This is a genomic window from Planktothricoides sp. SR001, from assembly GCF_001276715.1.
In the GTDB taxonomy this organism is placed as follows: Bacteria; Cyanobacteriota; Cyanobacteriia; order Cyanobacteriales; family Laspinemataceae; genus Planktothricoides; species Planktothricoides raciborskii.
Map to the genome: position 1 here is coordinate 23,070 of NZ_LIUQ01000048.1, position 19,700 is coordinate 42,769.

13 protein-coding genes are annotated in these 19,700 nt (G+C 44.5%); 3 read left to right on the top strand and 10 right to left on the bottom strand.

Annotated features, from left to right (window positions below; translation table 11 throughout):
- The first annotated feature begins 90 nt into the window (after nucleotides 1-90).
- Nucleotides 91-1,839 carry a SulP family inorganic anion transporter gene (locus AM228_RS22300; protein ID WP_054469147.1) on the top strand — a complete coding sequence of 583 codons (1,749 nt, stop codon included), beginning with the start codon at nucleotides 91-93 and terminating at the stop codon, nucleotides 1,837-1,839.
- A 257-nt stretch (nucleotides 1,840-2,096) separates the two neighbouring features.
- Nucleotides 2,097-2,705 carry an SH3 domain-containing protein gene (locus tag AM228_RS22305; protein WP_156331971.1) on the top strand — a complete coding sequence of 203 codons (609 nt, stop codon included), beginning with the start codon at nucleotides 2,097-2,099 and terminating at the stop codon, nucleotides 2,703-2,705.
- 462 nt (nucleotides 2,706-3,167) lie between these two features.
- Here AM228_RS22305 and AM228_RS22310 read toward each other — a convergent pair whose 3' ends face one another.
- From AM228_RS22310 to AM228_RS22350, 9 genes are all read right to left on the bottom strand, one after another.
- Nucleotides 3,168-3,656 (bottom strand): COP23 domain-containing protein, encoded by a 489-nt coding sequence (locus AM228_RS22310; protein ID WP_082349008.1) that lies wholly within the window; start codon nucleotides 3,654-3,656, stop codon nucleotides 3,168-3,170.
- Nucleotides 3,657-3,677: 21 nt separating this feature from the next.
- Nucleotides 3,678-3,890 (bottom strand): hypothetical protein, encoded by a 213-nt coding sequence (locus AM228_RS22315; protein WP_054469150.1) that lies wholly within the window; start codon nucleotides 3,888-3,890, stop codon nucleotides 3,678-3,680.
- A 200-nt stretch (nucleotides 3,891-4,090) separates the two neighbouring features.
- Nucleotides 4,091-5,737, bottom strand: coding sequence for a mucoidy inhibitor MuiA family protein (locus tag AM228_RS22320; protein WP_054469151.1), 1,647 nt, complete (start codon nucleotides 5,735-5,737; stop codon nucleotides 4,091-4,093).
- Nucleotides 5,738-5,924: 187 nt separating this feature from the next.
- Nucleotides 5,925-6,647 carry a hypothetical protein gene (locus AM228_RS22325; protein WP_054469152.1) on the bottom strand — a complete coding sequence of 241 codons (723 nt, stop codon included), beginning with the start codon at nucleotides 6,645-6,647 and terminating at the stop codon, nucleotides 5,925-5,927.
- Nucleotides 6,648-6,676: 29 nt separating this feature from the next.
- Nucleotides 6,677-8,572 carry an iron uptake porin gene (locus tag AM228_RS22330; RefSeq protein ID WP_054469153.1) on the bottom strand — a complete coding sequence of 632 codons (1,896 nt, stop codon included), beginning with the start codon at nucleotides 8,570-8,572 and terminating at the stop codon, nucleotides 6,677-6,679.
- A gap of 59 nt (nucleotides 8,573-8,631) precedes the next feature.
- A complete protein-coding gene (locus AM228_RS22335; protein WP_054469154.1) occupies nucleotides 8,632-9,627 on the bottom strand; it encodes a pentapeptide repeat-containing protein in 996 nt (331 codons plus the stop codon).
- 236 nt (nucleotides 9,628-9,863) lie between these two features.
- On the bottom strand, nucleotides 9,864-11,654 hold the full coding sequence (locus AM228_RS22340) for a hypothetical protein (RefSeq protein WP_054469155.1): 1,791 nt from the start codon (nucleotides 11,652-11,654) through the stop codon (nucleotides 9,864-9,866).
- Nucleotides 11,655-12,593: 939 nt separating this feature from the next.
- Entirely contained in the window at nucleotides 12,594-13,178 is a 585-nt protein-coding gene (locus tag AM228_RS22345; RefSeq protein ID WP_054469156.1) for a PAP/fibrillin family protein, read from the bottom strand.
- 253 nt (nucleotides 13,179-13,431) lie between these two features.
- On the bottom strand, nucleotides 13,432-15,039 hold the full coding sequence (locus tag AM228_RS22350) for a GMC family oxidoreductase (RefSeq protein ID WP_054469157.1): 1,608 nt from the start codon (nucleotides 15,037-15,039) through the stop codon (nucleotides 13,432-13,434).
- A gap of 155 nt (nucleotides 15,040-15,194) precedes the next feature.
- Between AM228_RS22350 and AM228_RS22355 the strand changes: the two genes are divergently transcribed.
- Nucleotides 15,195-16,319 (top strand): XdhC family protein, encoded by a 1,125-nt coding sequence (locus AM228_RS22355; protein WP_054469158.1) that lies wholly within the window; start codon nucleotides 15,195-15,197, stop codon nucleotides 16,317-16,319.
- Between the two features lie 290 nt (nucleotides 16,320-16,609).
- Here the strand turns inward: AM228_RS22355 and AM228_RS22360 are convergent, their stop codons facing one another.
- Complete coding sequence (locus AM228_RS22360; protein WP_054469159.1) at nucleotides 16,610-19,693, bottom strand: SBBP repeat-containing protein; 3,084 nt, start codon at nucleotides 19,691-19,693, stop codon at nucleotides 16,610-16,612.
- Between the last annotated feature and the right edge of the window lie 7 nt (nucleotides 19,694-19,700).

Sequence of the window (19,700 nt, forward strand, 5' to 3'; positions counted from 1 at the left end):
GTAACAATGTAGGGTGGGCAATGCCCACCCTATTCATTTAAAATATAAACATGGCCAAATTAAGAAAAACACTATTATAAATATTCAGAAATGACTAATAAATTAGATCGCTCAAAATTTTGTGCTACTTTGAGCGAATATTTGCCAATTATAGACTGGGGTTTAAATTATCGGCGGCAAGATTTATCTGGAGATATCACGGCAGGAATTATCGTTGCTAGTTTGTTAATTCCTCAAGGGATGGCTTATGCAATGTTGGCCGGTTTGCCGCCCCAAGTGGGACTTTATGCCAGTATTTTACCCCAGGTAATTTACGCTTTTTTGGGCACTGCGAGAATGCTATCCGTTGCCCCGGTTGCGGTGGATTCTTTGATGGTGGCAACGGCAATTAGTGCCTTAGCCCCCGATGAGTCAAACTATTTGGCTTATGCGCTTACCTTGGCTTTTTTGGTGGGGGCAATCGAGATTTTTATGGGGGTTTTTCGCCTAGGATTTCTGGTGAATTTTCTCAGTCAAGCGGTGATTTCCGGCTTTATTACGGCGGCAGCAATTATCATCGGCTTTAGCCAAGTTAAGCATTTGTTTGGCTTGAAAATTACCCAGACAGAATCATTTTTAATGACTTTGAATTATCTAGGGCAGCAACTTAGCAATACTAATGGGATTACCCTCGGTTTAGGAGTAGTATGCTTACTGAGTTTATTATATTTTAAAAAAGGGTTGGGAGAACAACTGAAAAAATGGGGCGTTAATCCAAATGCGATCGCCTTTATCAGTAAAACAGGCCCGCTGGTTGTGGTGATCGTCAGTTCTTTAGTCGTTTGGGGATTACAATTAGATCGAGTAGCGGCAGTTAAAGTGGTGGGCAATATTCCCCAAGGTTTGCCACCGCTAACTGTACCCTTATTTGACATTAATATTATTAAATCTTTGAGTACCCCGGCTTTAGCTATTAGCTTCGTCGGATTTATGGAAGCCTTTGCGGTGGGTAAATTTTTAGCCAGTAAAAAAGGCCAAAAAGTCGATGCGAATCAGGAATTTATTGCGTTGGGAGGCGCAAATATAGCTGCCGCATTTACTGGAGGTTATCCGATTACCGGGGGTTTAAGTCGTTCGGTGGTGAATTTTTCTGCGGGGGCAAATACGGCACTTGCGGGAATGATTACCGCCGTAATTTTAGCCCTAACCGTGTTATTTTTAACCCCGTTATTTTATTTTCTGCCCCAAACCAGTTTAGCGGCGATTATTTTAGTGGCTGTGGGCAATTTACTGGATTTTGCTACATTGAAACGTTTATGGAATTATGATAAAGCTGATGCGATCGCGTGGTTAGCGGCTTTTGTGGCGGTATTACTCACCAGTGTAGAAAAAGGAATTATGCTCGGTGCAGTAATTTCTTTATTATTACACTTATGGCGAACCAGTAAACCCCATATAGCGATTGTGGGACGGGTAGAAGATACAGAACATTTTAGAAATATTTTACGCCATCCGGTGAAAACTTGCCCCCATGTTTTAGCCGTCCGCGTGGATGAAAGCTTATATTTTGTGAATACAAAGTATCTGGAAAATTATGTCATGCAAGCGGTGCGACGGAATCCAGAGGTGAAGTCTTTATTATTGGTTTGCAGTGCGATTAATTTAATTGACGGTAGTGCTTTGGAAACTTTACAAAGCTTGATTTTGGATTTAGAGAACATGGGGATCGAGTTTTATATGTCAGAGGTGAAAAGCCCGGTGATGGATAAGTTAGAAAAGGTCGGTTTTGTGGAAAAATTAGGGCGTGATCGCATCTTTTTAACCACGGATCGGGCGATGAAATTCCTGGAATGTCGTTAATTTTGCTCGGATTTACTCTCCTGGGGAACATTCACAGGTCTTTTTGAGTTACCGATCTAGGTTAAATGATTCTTAGGCCCGGTGTAACGATGAAATTAACAAAATCAAAATACTGGATAGTAATTTTTCTGGGAATTTTGGGCGAGATCGGCGCGCTCGGCGCGCTCGGCACAAAATTAAGTTTTGCCCATCTTTCATCCTTTAATAATTCGCCCTCCGCACCATCGGTAAACCTTGACCTAGATCAATCTAATGAAATGGCTTTGTTAACGGCGATGCCGAATTCTCGGATTAATATTCGCAGTGGAGCGGGGACAGAATTTAGCTCGGTTCACTATGGTCTGGCAGGCGATCGCGTGACTATTTTAGAGTCAGCATTGGCAAATTCCTCCGATCCTATGAGTCCTCGGTGGTATCGAGTTCGCTTTCAGCAATCCAGGGCAGAAGGTTGGGTAAGAGGAGATTTTTTGATTCAAACCACAGAATCGGTAAGTAATCGTTGCCATGAAAGTTTAGCCCAAGCCAGAACGGAGTTAAACAACGTGAGAAATGGTTTTCTGAACAGAATTATTTTAAGAAGAGATTCCCTTTCGCCGCTCCGAGAAAGACCGAATAAGTTAATTTTGGGGCTGGGTGGATCGGGAGAAGATGAGGTGCTTTCCTCCGAACCATTGATGAAACCAATTAGCGATCGCCTAATTCAGAGTTGTGGGAATGCCAGTTCCGTTCAGTTTAGTTCTGGTTATTCTGGCTGGCATCATGTTTATGGTTTGATCGATGGTCGCGTTAGCCTCTTTGAATGCGCTGATTTTGATCCTTCCAGTGGGCTGCAGCTAAGATGGGGGGAATACAATTGTGATATTTAAGGCTCTATTTATCTGAGTTTTTTTCTTTGTGTGCTTCGTGTCTTTGTGGTTTATTTTTTCACCACAAAGACACAAAGGACACAAAGGATTTTGCTATTAGATTGTTGTGGTGTCTGGCGTAGGTTTCGCCTACTATCGGATCTTTGTACATGATTACTCTCCTAGGGAACATTCACAGGTCTTTTTGAGTTACCGATCTAGGTTAAATGATTCTTAGGCCCGGTGTAACGATGAAATTAACAAAATCAAAATACTGGATAGTAATTTTTCTGGGAATTTTGAGCGAGATCGGCACAATCGGCGCGCTCGGCACAAAATTAAGTTTTGCCCATCTTTCATCCTTTAATAATTCGCCCTCCGCACCATCGGTAAACCTTGACCTAGATCAATCTAATGAAATGGCTTTGTTAACGGCGATGCCGAATTCTCGGATTAATATTCGCAGTGGAGCGGGGACAGAATTTAGCTCGGTTCACTATGGTCTGGCAGGCGATCGCTTTTCTGCATAATAATCCCATCAATCAAACTTTCTATGAGAATTGAGGTAATCTCTAAATCATCTTCACTTTCCAAAATTAAGCCAGTACCAGCTTCTCCTTTTAAAGCACTTAAAAGTTGAGCAATAATTCGGCCATTAGTATCGCGATTTTCTGTTTTCAATGTCCATAAAGTATTATTAGGACTACACTCTACTTCCGCAGCGGCACAAATTACGGGCATTCCATTCACCACTCCTTCACTTAATGGCGGCAAGGTCGGTTGAGCGCTTTGCCGCAAACAATACTGATTAAACCTCTTTCTCACAGCGCGGCAACGTTCTGAAGCGGTCAAATTTTCCCCAAACTCTTGGGCGCCTTCTTCGGTCCATTGAATTATTTGCCGTTCTCCAGCCCGATGCCAAGAAACCCTGCTACTGCTGCGGCTGCGTATCCGTTTATATAATGCCAGAATGGTTTGGTTGTCGCTGTTGCATTAAAATCGATATTTCACGTCTTGACGCCGACTGCGCCCAGTTTCTTGGGGTTGATTATGGCTGGGGTTGCTGTCACTGTTTGGGGTGGTTTTTTGGGCTAAAAATGTGCCTGATGGCAATGGTGTTTTGGCATTAAAGATAAAGTTTATTTCGGTAATTTGAACGGCAATTATTCCTCCAATTGTAAATAAAAATATTGGTTTGAGATTCATAGTTGACATTCCCTGAATTTTCAGTCGATCTATTCTTATTTTATCTTTTTCATTTAAGGTTTATATGCTGATACCCCCAGGATGTAACAAATCTTTAAGAAAAAATCAGGGATGCGATCGCGTGAGCTTTTGTCCTGTATTGGGAAAGTAGGTAGGCTTTTGCCCTACCTACGAGGCTTGATTTTGGCAGCAGATGAAACTTAGGATGAATATTCGATCGCTAAATTAGTCGGATATTCTGTACTGGATTGGTAAGCTATCTCTTGGCGAGATTCTGGTTGGGATTTCGGGGCTAACACTAATAACCATTCTAAGGTTCCCATTTCTCCTTCGAGAATTTCTGGTTGAGTCCGCAACAAGCGAACTTTAATTCGTTCATCCCGACTGACGGGCAATTGTTCAATTACTCGGATTTTGGTTTCCTCAGCGCGTAAATTGCTCAGGCGAATTCGGTAACTGTAATTAATCCGGCGATAAGTGCCGATTGATTCAACTTCTCGTTTAACTAAGTCCCGACTGACTTTGATACTTTCATCAATACCTAAATAAACTTTAAAGGATTGACCGGGAGAAATATGCTCTAACTCGGTGGTTCCGACTAGGGTATTATCCCGGAAAATATTCGCTTTACCGGGGAGTAAGGTTGCACCATCGGCGGGATTTATAGCTTGAGTTTCTAGATAAGCACAACTATCTAACCGAGGTACGGTAATATGTTGCGGTTGACCAGCATAATGAGTCTGATAGAGCATGACTTTATGGGCTTGGTCGTCACTGGGAATTGTGGAATTTCGCTCTAAAGAAAATGTGACAATTCCTCCGACTTGAGTCGTTTCAGCGATCGCTTGTTCCGCTTCTATTTTTACCTCAGCACTTAAATCCATTGATGGAACTGGTTCTTCTAATAGTGCGTCTAATTCAAAAAATTCAGCGGGATAAGACCTTGGTCTTCCAGCCAATTCATCGGCGGATTCACGGGTACGAAAACCGCCACTTTGAATAAAGAAAGGTTTTAATTTATTGGGCAGTTTTCCCAGGGAAGGTTTTGCCGTGGATAAAGTTAAGTTAATTCCGATCCAATCTTCGCCGGTTTTTTGTTTTACTTCCGCCAAATAAGTTAAATGCAGTTGATCCCCTGTGGTATTGCTGCGAATATCATAAAGTGGACTCCAACTGGCATAGTTGACTAAATAAGAAATTTCCAGTTCAAAAGTTCCGGCGCTTTCCGGTTCAATGGCTAGGAGAATGCGATAATGACTGTAGCGATCGCGGTTGGTTTTGGTTTGGACTTGTTTCAGGCGATCGCGCAAAACCTCTAATTGATTTTCCCGGTTAGCTTTTTCTTGTTTATACTGAGTAATTTGACCGGCTAATGATTGGTCTTGGCTGCCAATAAATCCTAATAACCGGCTAATTTCGTCTAAATTCACTTCATTAGGAGGTTGCAAGCTGGAAAATCGTTCTAGATATTTACTTCCCAAATCTTGCACAAAATTGCGCTGTAAATTAATCCCGACGATTTGATCTTCAAGTTTTTGTATTTCCGCTGCGATCGCCTGAATTTCCTGGTTAATTTCGGCAGTCCGTTGTTCAATGGGTTCTGAAGAAAAAACTTGCTCAGTTTGTACACCTAATATTTTCACCGGCACATTGCCAACCCCCCGACTTCTCACCGAATCTTGTTGCAAACTCAGGGGCAATCCTTCAATAATTAACTCCTGTTCTGCTCCGGTCAATTCAAGTTGGGACTGGCGCACGACTAAAGCTTGATTGGTGTAAACCGTAGCCGCTTTAATCCGACTTTCAATAATTCTGCTGGCCGCATTTTCTAAGTTAGATGAAGTCATAATATTATATTGTGAATAGTTTTAATTAGAGGTATAGGATTTCGGGAAGATTTCTAAACCGGATAATTTGAACCACAGAGACACAAAGGACACAGAGAAATCAGAACACAGAGAAATTTGGTTCAAAAACCGGGTTTTTTAATCCCTATCCTAATTTGGGATAGGGATTTCTGGTCAGGGCAAAAAATTAGCGATCGCTCGGTAAACCAATGGATAAACTTGCCCGACCGGAGACGACATCATCATCATCATTTAGGTCATTTGCCCCTTCAACAGTCGTGCGCGGCAGTTGAATAAAAATTGACCGACTCGGATCGTTGGGATCGACAATTAAGAATACCGCACTGACATCATTTCCTTTATTACTAAAACCAGCGTTATATTGTCTGACTTCGTTGTTAAAAGTCAAAGTTCCGCTGCCACTGCTGACCGTTCCATTGACGGTAATGGTGCCGGTGCGTTGGTCGGAATTTGGTTGACTATTGGTGAAGCTTAAATTCACCCCTTCGCCAATCAAAGTGGTGTTCAAAAATGTGCCGATATTGTTATCTTTAAAGTCACTGACCGTTAAAGTTCCAGCGATTCCTTGTAACACGGGAATGGATATGGTATCAAAGGCAATGCCTTGAATGATTTGGGTGGTATCATCGGCACCAAAGGCATTTTCGACGCCATTTAAGGCGGAGTCGAGAAAGTCACCAAAGCCAAATTTTGGTCTTCTTTCTTCTTCAAAAAAAGAAGGTTTGATGCGACGGCGCGGGGCTGCTTGGCTGTCCGTTGCTTGGGCAATTATTTGCTCTGATGGTTCAGAGGATTGGGCATGAGCAGCCCCTATTCCTGATAAGTTCAGGTTTAAACCCAGACAGGCCGAAAATATGAAAATTGCGGGAATTTGTTTTAGTAGCCACATATTATTTACCGAAGGATTGGGCAGAAAAATTAAAAGCGAAATGTGGTACGAAGGGCGCCCACATAGATATTGTTATTATCTTCGATATTTCCTGGGTTTGTCACCATGAAGAAGCCCGGAGTAATGGTCACTTTGTCATTGATTTTGAAGCGATAAAAGGCTTCAATGTGATAAGATTGCCCTTGATCCGCTAACCCTGATGAAATATCAAAGTCATCATATTCGACTAATTTCGGTGGTTGACCAAACATGACCGCGAGTAAGTCCCCATCTCGGCCAAAGGTATCGGACAAACCCAAGGCAAACATATAATTAGTGCTGACGGCATAAGCATCAGTTTCCATGCCGTGAGTGCCCACGATACCGCCCCAGGTGGAGAAAGTCAGGTCGTCTAATACCCGCCATTGTAAGGTGCCACTGGCGGCATAAATGCGCGATCGCTGATTGATAAAGCCCGAAGCATCGGCGATCGCACTGCCGGTAAAGGTATTTAATCGCCCATCTTCAGAATACCCATAAACAAAAGTCAGACCAGTGAGTACCCGGTCAAAGGGTAAGAGTAAAAACTGCAATCCTAGGGCATTACTATCCGCATTACCAAAACCTTTCAGGGGATTGCCCGTTCCTTGGGTGCCGTAAGCCATTTGCAAGCGAAATCGCTGACTGATCAACCAGTCAAATCCCACCCCAGCATCTAAATCGCCAATTTTAAACACGGGGTTGGCTTCCCCAAAGCGGGAAATTGCCCCCCGTCCATTGTCAAAATAAGGGGAGTTGGTGGTTAAAACCGTGGCAAGGCTAAACCCTACGGGTCTAAAAGTGGTAACAAAGCGATCGCCCAAAGCCATACGATATTCCACCATTGACAACTGAATATTTTTATCCGTATCTGCTTGATAAGACAGCAACGCGGGGGCAGTATTTAACACTTGAGGACTGGCAAAACCCAAGTCATCAAAGTTGCCAGCGGCCATTTCTACCCGTAAGCGGTCTTTGCCGCTAAACGTCGAAACCGTTTGCAAGCGGACTAAGCTATGAAAAGCCGTTTGTGCATCTCCCGTCCCCGGAGGGTCGCCCCCAAAGGCGCTTGCTAGACCAAAAATCGCCTCACCACCAAACACCGTCACCGACTGATTGACTTTATTTGCTTCTAATTCAGCGGTGCGAACTTCCAAATTATCGATGCGAGCTCGCAATTGGCCTAATTCTGTGGCAAATTCCGTCTGTAAACGCTGTAATTGGGCTAAATCTTCGCCGGTGATATCGGATTTTTTAGCTTCGATTTGTTGTTGAATTGCGGTTAAACAAGCATCTAAACTGGCAGCAAATTCATAACGAGTCATGGCGCGATCGCCCCGATAAGTGCGATCGCCATAAGCCAACAAACAATCGTAACGTTCCGCCAAAGATTCCAAAGCACTATAAGCCCAATCATTCGGGAAAACATCCGCCAAATCAAACACTGAATTCACCTTTTCCAAAGGTTCTGACTCTTGCAGAGATTGATTAATGGGGCTGTATTCCTCGATTTGCTGCAAAACCTCATTGACGTTAGTTGTTGGTTGTTGGTTGTTGGTTGTTGGGGTTGTTGGGGTTGTTGGGGTTGCGGGGGTGACGGAAATGGGACTGGGGTTAATGGACTCTACCCGGTTTTTGGGGATGCCCGCATCAATCCGATCAATTTCCAGGGGTGGTTGATTCGTGGGGCTGGAGGGATTTTGGGAAATTAATCCCAATTCTAATCCCCATTCGCTAAATGAAGCCGGATCGAACTGTGGCTTATGGCGATCGGCAACATCTCGATCCCCCCTAGCCCCCCTTAAAAAGGGGGAGACCGGATCGCTTTCTGCCGCATTCACGAATCCCCCATAAAGCATTAACACAGAAAGGCCACACAAAAAATACTTGGCATAATTGGCCAACATAATACTTATCCTCACACAATATTCGTGATGGAAAAGGCTATTGACAACTCGAAAATGTTTTAATCATTCATATCCCCATTAGGCATCATGGCACCTTCAAGGTTTGCACCTGTTAAATTGGCCATACTGAGTTCTGCTCTTAACAGAGTGGCTTTCCTTAAATTTGCGTCACTAAGGTTGGTTTTGGCAAAATAAACTTCTAGTAGATCCGCCTCAGTGAGATTCGCTCCCGTCAAATTGGTTCGAGTTAAGTTAGCCCGAGTTAAATTAGCCTTAGTTAAATTTGCGCCTACCAAAGTTGCTTTGTCAAGTTTCGCATCTGGTAATATTGACCCACTGAGATTCGCCCTGGTCAGGTCGGACTCCGTAAGGATCGCCCGTTCCATCTGCACTTCAATCATCAACGCATCAAAGGCGATCGCGTGAGTTAAATTCGTTTCCGTTAGCAATGCCCGCGTTAAATTAGCCTCTTGGATTTTCACCTGAGTCAGGTTTGCCCCTCGCAGGTTTGTTTCCATCAAATTTGCCCCGCGCAAATCCGCCCTGGTGAGGTCAGCCCCCGCCAAATTCACCCCCCGCAGGTCTGCCCCGCGCAAGTCTGCCCCGCGTAAGTCTGCGGCAGCATAAGCGCGTCGTTCATAACGCAGATTTGCCCCACGCAAGCAAGCCCCGCGCAAGCAAGCCCCACTCAAATTTACATTGCGTAAATCTGCCCCAATCAAATTAGTATCCAACAACACCGCCAAAGACAGATTCGCCTTGCGTAAATCTGCCCCTTGCAACGTCGCCCCATGCAAATCCGCATCACTTAAATTGGCATTGCGTAAATCCGCCTGATTCAGATTCGCCCCAGCCATTTTTGTATGGGTTAAATTTGCCCCATACAAATTCACCCGACTTAAATATCCGAAAATCAGATTTGCCGCATTCAAGTCTGCTTGACTCAAATTCACCCCAATTAAATCAGCCCCTTGCAAGTGGGCATTCCGTAGAGAAACTCCTTTAAAGTCAGTTTCTCCCGCTTGATATCGTCTCAGAATTTCATTTCCTTCCATATTAGTTATTTGTTGTTAGTTGGTGGTTGGTGGTTGGTGGTTATTGGTTGGTGGCTAAGGATTCTTTTGTTGTTGGTTGTTGGTTGGTGGTTGGTGGTTATTGGTTGGTGGTTAATTCTTGACAAACGGCCAACATTAAGAACAAACAACAACCAACAAACCAAGAATCCCTACCCAAAAAATCCCTACCCAAAGAATCCCTACCCAAAGAATCCCTACCCAACAACAACCAACAATCATCCATCAACAATATAATTAAATTCGTGACTCCAAACCAGAGATTTACTGCCAGTTTGTCGCCAGTGGACTTTTACCTTATTAATAGATGTAATCTCCAAAGGCGATAAATGTTTTTGTACCAAATTAATGCTGGCTTTTTGGTTGGGTTCTTTTTCTGATTCCAAAACAATGTGCAGACAATCCTGTTTAATCGCAGCCAACGTATGAATCCCCCGACCTTTAAGGGTCTGATTCATCAAAACCGCGATCGCTTTAGTATTTCCTTCTTTTGCTAATTGGATTGTCTTCTCTAGGGCCGCATCGTGACTATCCGCACTATCCGCTAAATTAGCTTCGCGATCGCCGATTCGCGGTTGGCTGGTGGTGGGGGCTGACGGAGTTAAATCGGGCATTTCTCCCTGCTGCATTTGACTCAGTAAATCCAGATACTTAAAGGTTTTTTCTTGGATTTGCACAATCATATTTTTGAGGCTATTATACTTTAAGGATGAAGCGGTAAAAACTGGTTGATCTTGTAAGCGATCTTCTAAGAAATTTTCCAATTCACTTAAGCTATTTTCCATCTCTTCTCCTAACCGATGGACTTGACTATTTACTAAAGCGGTAATTTCTTCTTCTAAACTCAGACGACGCTTGAGAGATTCCGTGATTTTTGCCGTGTTTTTACTGGCAAAAATGGGGGCATTTGCTTCAGCATAATGCCTCAATTGCTCACCATAATTTTTTTCTGCCAAATCACCTACAAAATCCCTCTTACCGGACAAATGATCAGAAATACTGGTGTGCAATTCAGGAATTGTGATCTCATCTTCCGAAGCATAAACTTGTCCGATATGGTGGTAATCTAACTCCGGAAATTCACCCATTGAAGCAAAAGATTCAATCGGTTTTTCGGGAAAAATTGACCCGTTATTTAAGGTATTTAAGGATGCGATGTCTTGCTCATTTTCGGGTTGAATAAACTCAACCATATTTAATGATTTGTGATTCTCTTTTGCAGGATATTCCGGCAGATAATTAGTCACGTTTACCGTTAATTGTTCACTTCCCTGAGTCTGAAAAAATTGTGAAGCATTTTTTTCATAAAGCGGACTCAGATACTTAACGATCGCACTAGCTACTTGGATATTTTCATTCTTATTCTCAAAATTTTTAGCGGTTTTATAAAGCTGATTTTCTAAATCTTTTTGGCGGGTACACTGCCGCAAAAGTTTCTCCAGCAACTCATCTAACCGATACTTTTTCAACGCTAACCAGTCGGACTCACTAAAAGTAAATACATGATGAATTGCTGAAAAAATCAAAATTTTTACTCGCAGAGGATTAGTCCGTTGCACCAATTTCAACCGCACTTCAAACAAATCCTGCTTAACTTGCTTTTTATCCTCCACATCATATTTAGTCAAAATCTTAGGCTGATGACTGCCTAATCCATTATCCGTGGAGGAATCACTATTGAAAGAATTGCCCGTATTTGACAAAATTTCTGATGAGTTTAAATAAAGCGGAGCGATTTTTTGAATAATCTCACCAGAAACCGCTAAATACTCGACTTGCTTATTAATTTTACTACAAATATCTTTCAGTAAAGATTCTAACTGATATAAGTTATAATTTAACCCAAGAATTTCGCGAATCAATTCTTTCAGGTCTAACTCAGTTAATTTATTTTCATTAACTTCCCAATTGCCATACACCACGAAATAAAGTAGCTTTTTCATACGGGTAATATTCACGCTACTTTCTAAGTCTGCGGTAACTCGATCTAGATGAGATAAAGCATTCATTATACGATTCTCCCGAATCAACAAAATCCATCAGGTTTAATTTCGCGATTACCTTATTGGCATTGGCGAAGCCTTTGCTCATTCATATATCGGCGGGTTAACCTAAGTTCTGCCAGATTATGCTTCGCCATTACTCTTAATTTGGTTCAGCTTTGCCAATCTCCCATCACCTATTTTTATAATAGTAAATTGGCAATGAGCGAAATAGTTTTTTCAATAAATTCCAAGGAATAAGAGTGAAACCACACCAATTAAAATCTGGCAATTTTAATTTCACTTTAATTGAATATTTAACTTTAATTCGACAAGTAAAATTTACTTAAATTTTAATTAATTAATTAAGTGATTAAGGGGTTTTCCTCAATTTATTTTCATCTCCTGGCTTGGCTTAATTACAGGGTTAGACTTGTTTGGATCCGCTAAGTCAATTTTATTGCCAATTTCCGGCAAGGTTGGCAGGTTGGCCAGCCCCTACAGGACTCCCGCAGCGCGGCAAATCTCATCGAAGTTTCATAAAATAACTTTAACAAAATTTAACCACTCATTAACTGTTTGAAATAGTAAATTTATCATGGTACTGACTCTAGTATAGTTCACAAATTAACCGAAAGTCGAGAAATTGAAATCTTAAGAATTTTATCAGAGATTCATCGGCACAAAATCAGGTATATGACCCCTCTTTCTGCCAGTATCACCCTGCCAGGATCACCCTGCCCGCATCACCATTACTCCCAGGACTAACGCGATGCGGATATTCGGTCGCTTTCCTAGAGGAAAGGTCAATCGATCAATTCCTCCGGGATCATAGATCGAAGCTGCGTCAGTCCAGATTAGACAATTCTGGCTTTCCCAAGCTAAAAAGCCCCCCGCCCCCCCTTAAAAAGGGGGGCTGGGAGGATCCCCCATCTCGGTCTTTTGCAAGAAGTTTAATCTTGTTAATTAATCTTTTGTCAAAACAAATAAGTTACCGCGATGTCCCCGTCCGATGCGTAAATCTTCATCTAAATAGGTAATATCTAGCCAGTTGTCCTGATTTCGTTCATCAATAGGTAAATCCAGGGCAGTGATGGGATTACCAGACTCTATTTTATCGATAAGTTCTTCAGGAGATTGATAATCCAGCAAGTTTTGTAATCCAATAATCCACCGTTGGAATTTTACATCAACCCGCTTGTCGGAAACCGCCGTAAATTTGGCACTGACACAGATTAATCCAGATAAACCGGGTAATCCAGAAACCACTTCCGCAATATTATATAATTTGCCCGTTGCGGGACGAACAGATTGATAAATTTGACCCAACCGCACCAAAGGCGGCAGGTCAATAAATAATAAATTACTATTGGTGGTATAAATTAGCCGCCAGTCTCCGGCTAAAAGGTTACTTTCTATGGGTTGCGGGGTGGGATTTTCATCTTCTAAGTGGTCGATCGCATCTAAAATAATCTGTCGATCGCTCGATTGCGCGAGTAATCCCCGATTTCTGCCGGCGATCGCTTTTAAGAGTTGTGTTTTTGCACTCATTTTCGGTAGTTCCTTTACTGGTTGATTGTTACTGGTGGTTCGTTATTAGTTATTGGTTATTCGGGATAATCGCTCATCACAAATAACCAATAATTTTCCTCTGACTTACAGCAATTTTAAGAGTGAATAAACCACAAATATCTGTAGGGGCGAAGCATTCCGGCAGATAATCTATTGCTTAGAATATTAAATTGAGTACCGGAATGCTTCGCCCTGCCCTACCGTGGTTCAGTAATCTGAAAACCCCTATATGTCAAGAATTCAGAATCAAATCCGCTGCTTTTTCAGCGATCGCGATCGTGGGAGCATTCGTATTTCCACCGATAATTGTGGGCATAATCGAAGCATCCACCACCCGCAATCCTTCAATTCCTCGGACTTGTAATCGCGAATTGACCACAGCCATTGTGTCGTTTCCCATTTTACAAGTTCCAACGGGATGATACACAGTTTGTGTCGTTTCCCGAATATAATCACGAATTTGCTGATGATATTCCTGGGTAGACTCAAGTTTTGGCAGGGGAACTTTACTGGGAAAAATTGCTGAACCTCGCCAAGGCTCAAATGCGGATGCTTGGAATATTTTATCAGCAAGTTGCAGCCCACGGATCATCACCTGCCAATCCGCTTCAACGCTTAAATAATTCGGTTCAATGAGCGGTGGTTGCAAAGGATTGGGCGATCGCAACTGAATATAACCCCGACTGTGGGGACGCAGTTGTGTCACCCCCAAAGTTAAGGCGTGATTTTCCCATTTAGTAAACCCATGATTGCAAAAAAATGCCGGGGCAAAATGAAATTGTAAATCAGGAATCGCCAAATCAGCTTGACTTTTGACAAAACCACCTGCCTCCGCCACACTTGAGGTCAAAGACCCGGTTTTGAACCATAAATACTTGAGTAAATTTACCAAGTTATTGGCACCTTTTAACGTCACTGGTTTCCGGCATTCATAGAAAACCCCGGTAATTAAATGGTCTTGCAAATTTTGGCCAACTCCTGGTAAATCTAGCACCACAGGAATGCCTAAATTTTGCAAATGATTGCCGGGGCCAATTCCCGATAACATGAGTAACTGAGGCGAGTTAATCGATCCCCCAGATAAAATTACTTCTTTGCCACTTTTTACCTGACGTTTTTCTTGTCCATTGGCTAAATATTCTAATCCGACAATGCGCCGGTATTCAAATAATAACCGAGTCACCGTTGCCTCTAGGCAAATGGTTAAATTAGTTCGCGATAAATAAGGCTTTAAATAAGGCTTTAAATAAGCCGATGCCGCACTATGTCGTTGGCCATTTTTTTGGGTAACTTGATAAAACCCAAACCCTTCAGGTTCGGCAACATTAAAATCTTCAATAATTGGCCATCCGCTTTCTTTTCCGGCTTGGATAAAAACATGAGAAAGACGATTAATGGTGCGTAAATTAGCCACATTCAGATGCCCGCCTATGCCATGATATTCTGATGCTCCATTTTCTTGGTTTTCGGCTTTTTTGAAATAGGGCAATAAGTCGCTGTAACCCCAACCAGGATTGCCTAATTTTTGCCAGCGATCGTAGTCATCCCGATGACCTCGAATATACAGCATGGCATTGAGAGAACTACAACCCCCCAGGACTTTTCCCCGAGGCCAAAATAAAGGGCGGTGGTTAAGTTGGGCTTGGGGTTCGGTTTCATAAGCCCAATCTAATGGGCTTTTAAATAGTTTAGCAAAAGCTGCCGGAATTTGAATTACGGATAGGCGATCGCTCATTCCCGCTTCTAGTAAAAGTACCTGATTCTTGGGGTTAGCACTGAGACGGTTTGCCAATACACAACCAGCAGAACCAGCCCCAACAATTATGTAGTCATAAATCATAAAAATTGTTTTCCCACAATTTTGCTGCTTTTTCCGATATACTGGAAAATCAATATCTATTTTAATAACAAAAAGTGGCAAATATTGTTCAAAAATTTCTAATTTTTATCGATTAAATATTTATCAGCAATCAAGGCTAAGTATGGCGCAGTAAAATGAAAGAGGTGATTCAAGAGATTCAGCATTGGTTTGCCCAAGGGCATGAAGTGGCGATCGCTACAGTGGTGGCAAAGGAAGGTTCCAGCCCCAGGGAACTCGGCGCGGTTTTGGTGGTGAATGATGCCGGTGAAGTGGCGGGATCCGTGAGTGGCGGCTGTGTGGAGTCCGCAGTGGTGGATGAGGCGATCGCCTGTCTCGCAGATGGTATTCCGCGACTATTGAATTATGGCATTACCGATGAATTGGGTTTAGCGGTGGGGTTGACCTGCGGGGGAACGACTGATATTTTTGTCGATCGCCTCAAACCGGGGTTATTTTTTGACCGCTTAGTGGCAGCTATCCAAAATCAGTCCGCTTTTGCCCTTTGTACGGCGGTCAGCGGCCCAAATATCGGGGCAAAAATGTTGATTTTTGGTGACTCCAGCCAACCGCCAATCGCTTCTTTGGGCAATTCCGCCTGGGATTTTTTGGTTTCTCAGGACGCCAAAGTATTTTTAACCAAAGGACTGACTCAGTTGCGTGATTACGGCAACTTAGAAGAATGCGATCCAGGAGAAACCCCATCTACACAAGCTACACAAGTTTTTATTCAAAGTTTTCTCCCCCCACCGCGTCTAATTATTATTGGGGCGATCGACTTTAGCAGCGCCTTATGTCAGGTGGGCAAATTGTTGGGCTATCATGTCACCATTTGCGACGCCCGATCGCGCTTTGCCACCGTTGCCCGGTTTCCCCAAGCTGACCAAGTAGAAATCGAATGGCCGCATCATTATATAGAAAGCATAGAAAGCACGGCGATTGATTCCCGCACCGCGATCGTGGTTTTAACCCATGACCCCAAATTTGATATTCCCGCCCTGCGAGCAGCAGTCCGCACCAATGCCGGATATATTGGGGCGATCGGCAGCCGTCGCACTCACAGCGATCGCGTCCGGCGCCTTCAGGAAATCGGCATGGATCCGGCTGATATGGCTCGGATTAGTTCCCCCATTGGCTTAGACATTGGGGCAAATACTCCAGAAGAAACGGCCATTTCTATTTTTGCCGAAATCATTGCCTTACGTTCTGGTCGTGAAGGGGGAAGACTCACCGGAGGAAATCAGCCGATTCATCCCCGGTAATTTTTGATTTATTTAAACGGAAATAAATCTAGAAATTGGGTTTCGTTCCAAGGGTCCAACCTACAGATTGCACTACAGATTGCACCCACCGCACTTATTCATGTGAGAAGGGCCCGCGCATTCCGGTAATGGGTTATGGCTTAAAAGCGATAAACCCTTAGCCGTAATGCGCGGGCCCCTACGTGATTCATATAAACCCTGTAGGGGCGAAGCAAAAGCGCCCAAATCTCTCAATGAAACGGAAAGACTGGTACGCTTTTGCTTCGCCCTTTATCGCAGGATAGCACTAATCAGAAGATTTTATCTTCCTGAGTAATCAAACTGGCATCAATGCCGGTGAGAGTGGCTAACAAATTAGCGCCCAGATTGATTAAAGTTCCGTCGGTGCCGGGGAGAATGGTTAATTGCTCGAAAGTCAAATCACCGGCTAACTGGAGCATATCGGTGCCATCGACAAAATCCGTAATTACATCGCTGCCGGAACCGGAAGCCAAAACGAAAACATCGCTGCCATTGACACCTGTGAGGGTATCATTACCGCCATTGCCATTGAGGGTGTCGTTGCCCTCGTAGCCCAATAAAACCTCATTGCCAATCCCTCCAGTGAGGCGATCGTCCGCTTCGCTACCCGAAATTTCCACAGGTGCCTGGAGTTTATCTTGGCTCAGTTTGGCTACCCAAGCGTCATATAGACCAGCATTTGGGCCGCCCAAATTGCCCCTGGTGCTTCCCTTCAGATAGAGGTTGCCCGTGTCATCTAACGCCAAATCTGTGGAGCGATTCCCAATCCCATTGTCTAACTGCAATTGATGTAACCAAATTTGGTTGCCTTCTGAGTCGTACTTGGCCACCCAGCCGTCATTAGTCCAACTAGCAGAGCCACCTAAATACTTGTCGGTGTTTCCAGTTAAGTAGACATTGCCCGCCGCATCTACCCTCACGTCATTGGAGTAGTCGTCAGTATTAGTCCCGAACTGCTGCAACCATAGCTGATTGCCCTGTGGGTCGTACTTAGCTACCCAGGCGTCATCGCTATCAGCACTGGCGTCGCTCAAATCGCTCCAGGTGTCTCCCGTCAAATAGATGTTGCCGGTGCTATCTACCGCCACGCCATTGGAGACGTCGTAACTATTAGTCCCGAACTGCTGCAACCATAGCTGATTGCCCTGTGGGTCGTATTTGGCTACCCAGGCGTCATAGCTACCAGCATTAGCGCCGCCCAAATCGTCATAGGTGCTTCCCGTCAAATAGATGTTGCCGGTGCTATCTACTGCTATGCCATTGGAGTAGTCTTCATTATTACTCCCGAACTGCTGCAACCATAGCTGATTGCCCTGTGGGTCGTATTTGGCTACCCAGGCGTCAAAGCTACCAGCATTAATGCCGCCCAAATCGTCATAGGTGCTTCCCGTCAAATAGATGTTGCCGGTGCTATCTACTGTCACGCCATTGGAGTAGTCGTCAGTATTAGTCCCGAACTGCTGCAACCATAGCTGATTGCCCTGTGGGTCGTACTTGGCTACCCAGGCGTCAAAGAAACCAGCACTGGCGCCGCCTAAATTGCTCCAGGTGTATCCAGTCAAATAGATGTTGCCGGTGCTATCTACTGCTATGCCATTGGAGTAGTCTTCATTATTACTCCCGAACTGCTGCAACCATAGCTGATTACCCTGTGAGTCGTATTTGGCTACCCAGATGTCAGGGATACCAGCATTAGCGCCGCCCAAATCGCCTTCTGTGCCTCCCGTCAGGTAAATATTGCCGGTGCTATCTACTGCTATGCCATGAGAGAAGTCGTCATTATTACTCCCGAACTGGCGAATCCATTCGACGCTTTGATTATCTTTGAAGCCAGGGCTTACAGTCAGGTTGGCGGTGGCTGGAGTGGCGGCATAGTTCATCCCGTCATAGCCATTCCAGGTGAAACTGGTTTGGCCGGTGAAACCGAATGTGGGGATAAATTTCAGGTTTTCTAATTGGCTGGTTTCAATTTCTTGATTTTCCGTGACGGGACTGCCGTTGAGGGTTAAACTGCCGTTTTCTGGTAGGGAGGTGATTTGCACTTTTACCAGGCTGTCGCCGTTGCTGTCGGTAAAGGCTTGAAGAAAATTTTCTGCGGTGAACGTTATTTGGGGATTTTCTTTTCCTTCTACGCTGATATCGGACAGTTCGGGGGCATTGTTCGGTAGCAGTTGCGCTAACCAAGCATCAGTCCCCCCAGAGTTTTGGCTAAAAGCGCCATCAGTCCATCCGCCTATATATAGTTTCCCCGGTTCGCCTACGGCTACCCCAAAGGCTAGATCCTCCCCGGCGCTGCCTAACTGTCGTTTCCACAGGAGGTTGCCGTCGCTGTTGTATTCGGCGGCCCAGGCGTCATTGTTTCCCGCATTCGGGCTGGCTAAGTCTCCCCAGGTGTTGCCAGTCAGGTAGATGCGGTCTTCGCTGTCGATGGTTAGGTCTAGGGCGCCTTCGGAACCGGCAGAACCTAGCTGTTGTATCCAAAGTTGGTTGCCGTTGGGGTCGTATTTGGCCATCCAAGCATCAAAAGACCCTTGGTTTTCTGACATTGCCCCCTCGGTCCATCCGGTGAGGTAAATGTTGCCTTGGCTGTCTGTGGCGATGCCTTTGGCTTGGTCTTCGCTGGGGGTGCCGATTTGTTGTGCCCAAATTTGATTGCCGTTGCGGTCATATTTGGCAATCCAAGCGTCCCAGTTGCCTGCGTTGGGGGCGAATAAGTTGCCTTGGGTGTATCCGGCAAGATAGGCGTTGCCTTGGTTGTCAACGGCGATCGCATAGCTGTGGTCTTCTTCCGGGGTGCCGATTTGTTTTGCCCAGACTTGATTGCCATTGCTGTCGTATTGGGCGATCCAAGCGTCCCATTTCCCGGCGTTACTGCCCGCTAGGTTGCCCCAGGTGGAACCAGTGAGGTAAATGTTGCCTGCGTTGTCTGTGGCGGTGCTGCGGCTGAAGTCGGTGGTGGCGGAACCGAGTTGCTGGATCCAGAGTTGGTTGCCGTTGTTGTCGTATTTGCCAATCCAAGCGTCCCAGTCTCCGGCAGAGTTTTTGCCTAATATGCCTTTGGTGGTGCCGGTGAGGTAGATGTTGCCTGCGCTGTCTGTGTTCATTTTGTAGGCGCGATCGCCCTCACTGGTTCCTAGCTGTTTGGTCCAGAGTTGGTTGCCGCTGGTGTCGTATTTCGCTAACCAAGCGTCATCGATTCCGGCGTTGCTGCTGCCCAGGTCGCCGAAGGTTAGTCCAGCCATATAAATCCCACCGAGGCGATCGGCGGCAATGCTAAAAGCGTAGTCATCCCCTTGGCTGCCTAGTTGTTGCGTCCATTGGGTTCGATAGTTTCCACCCTGTTGATCTGGCATAAGTTTT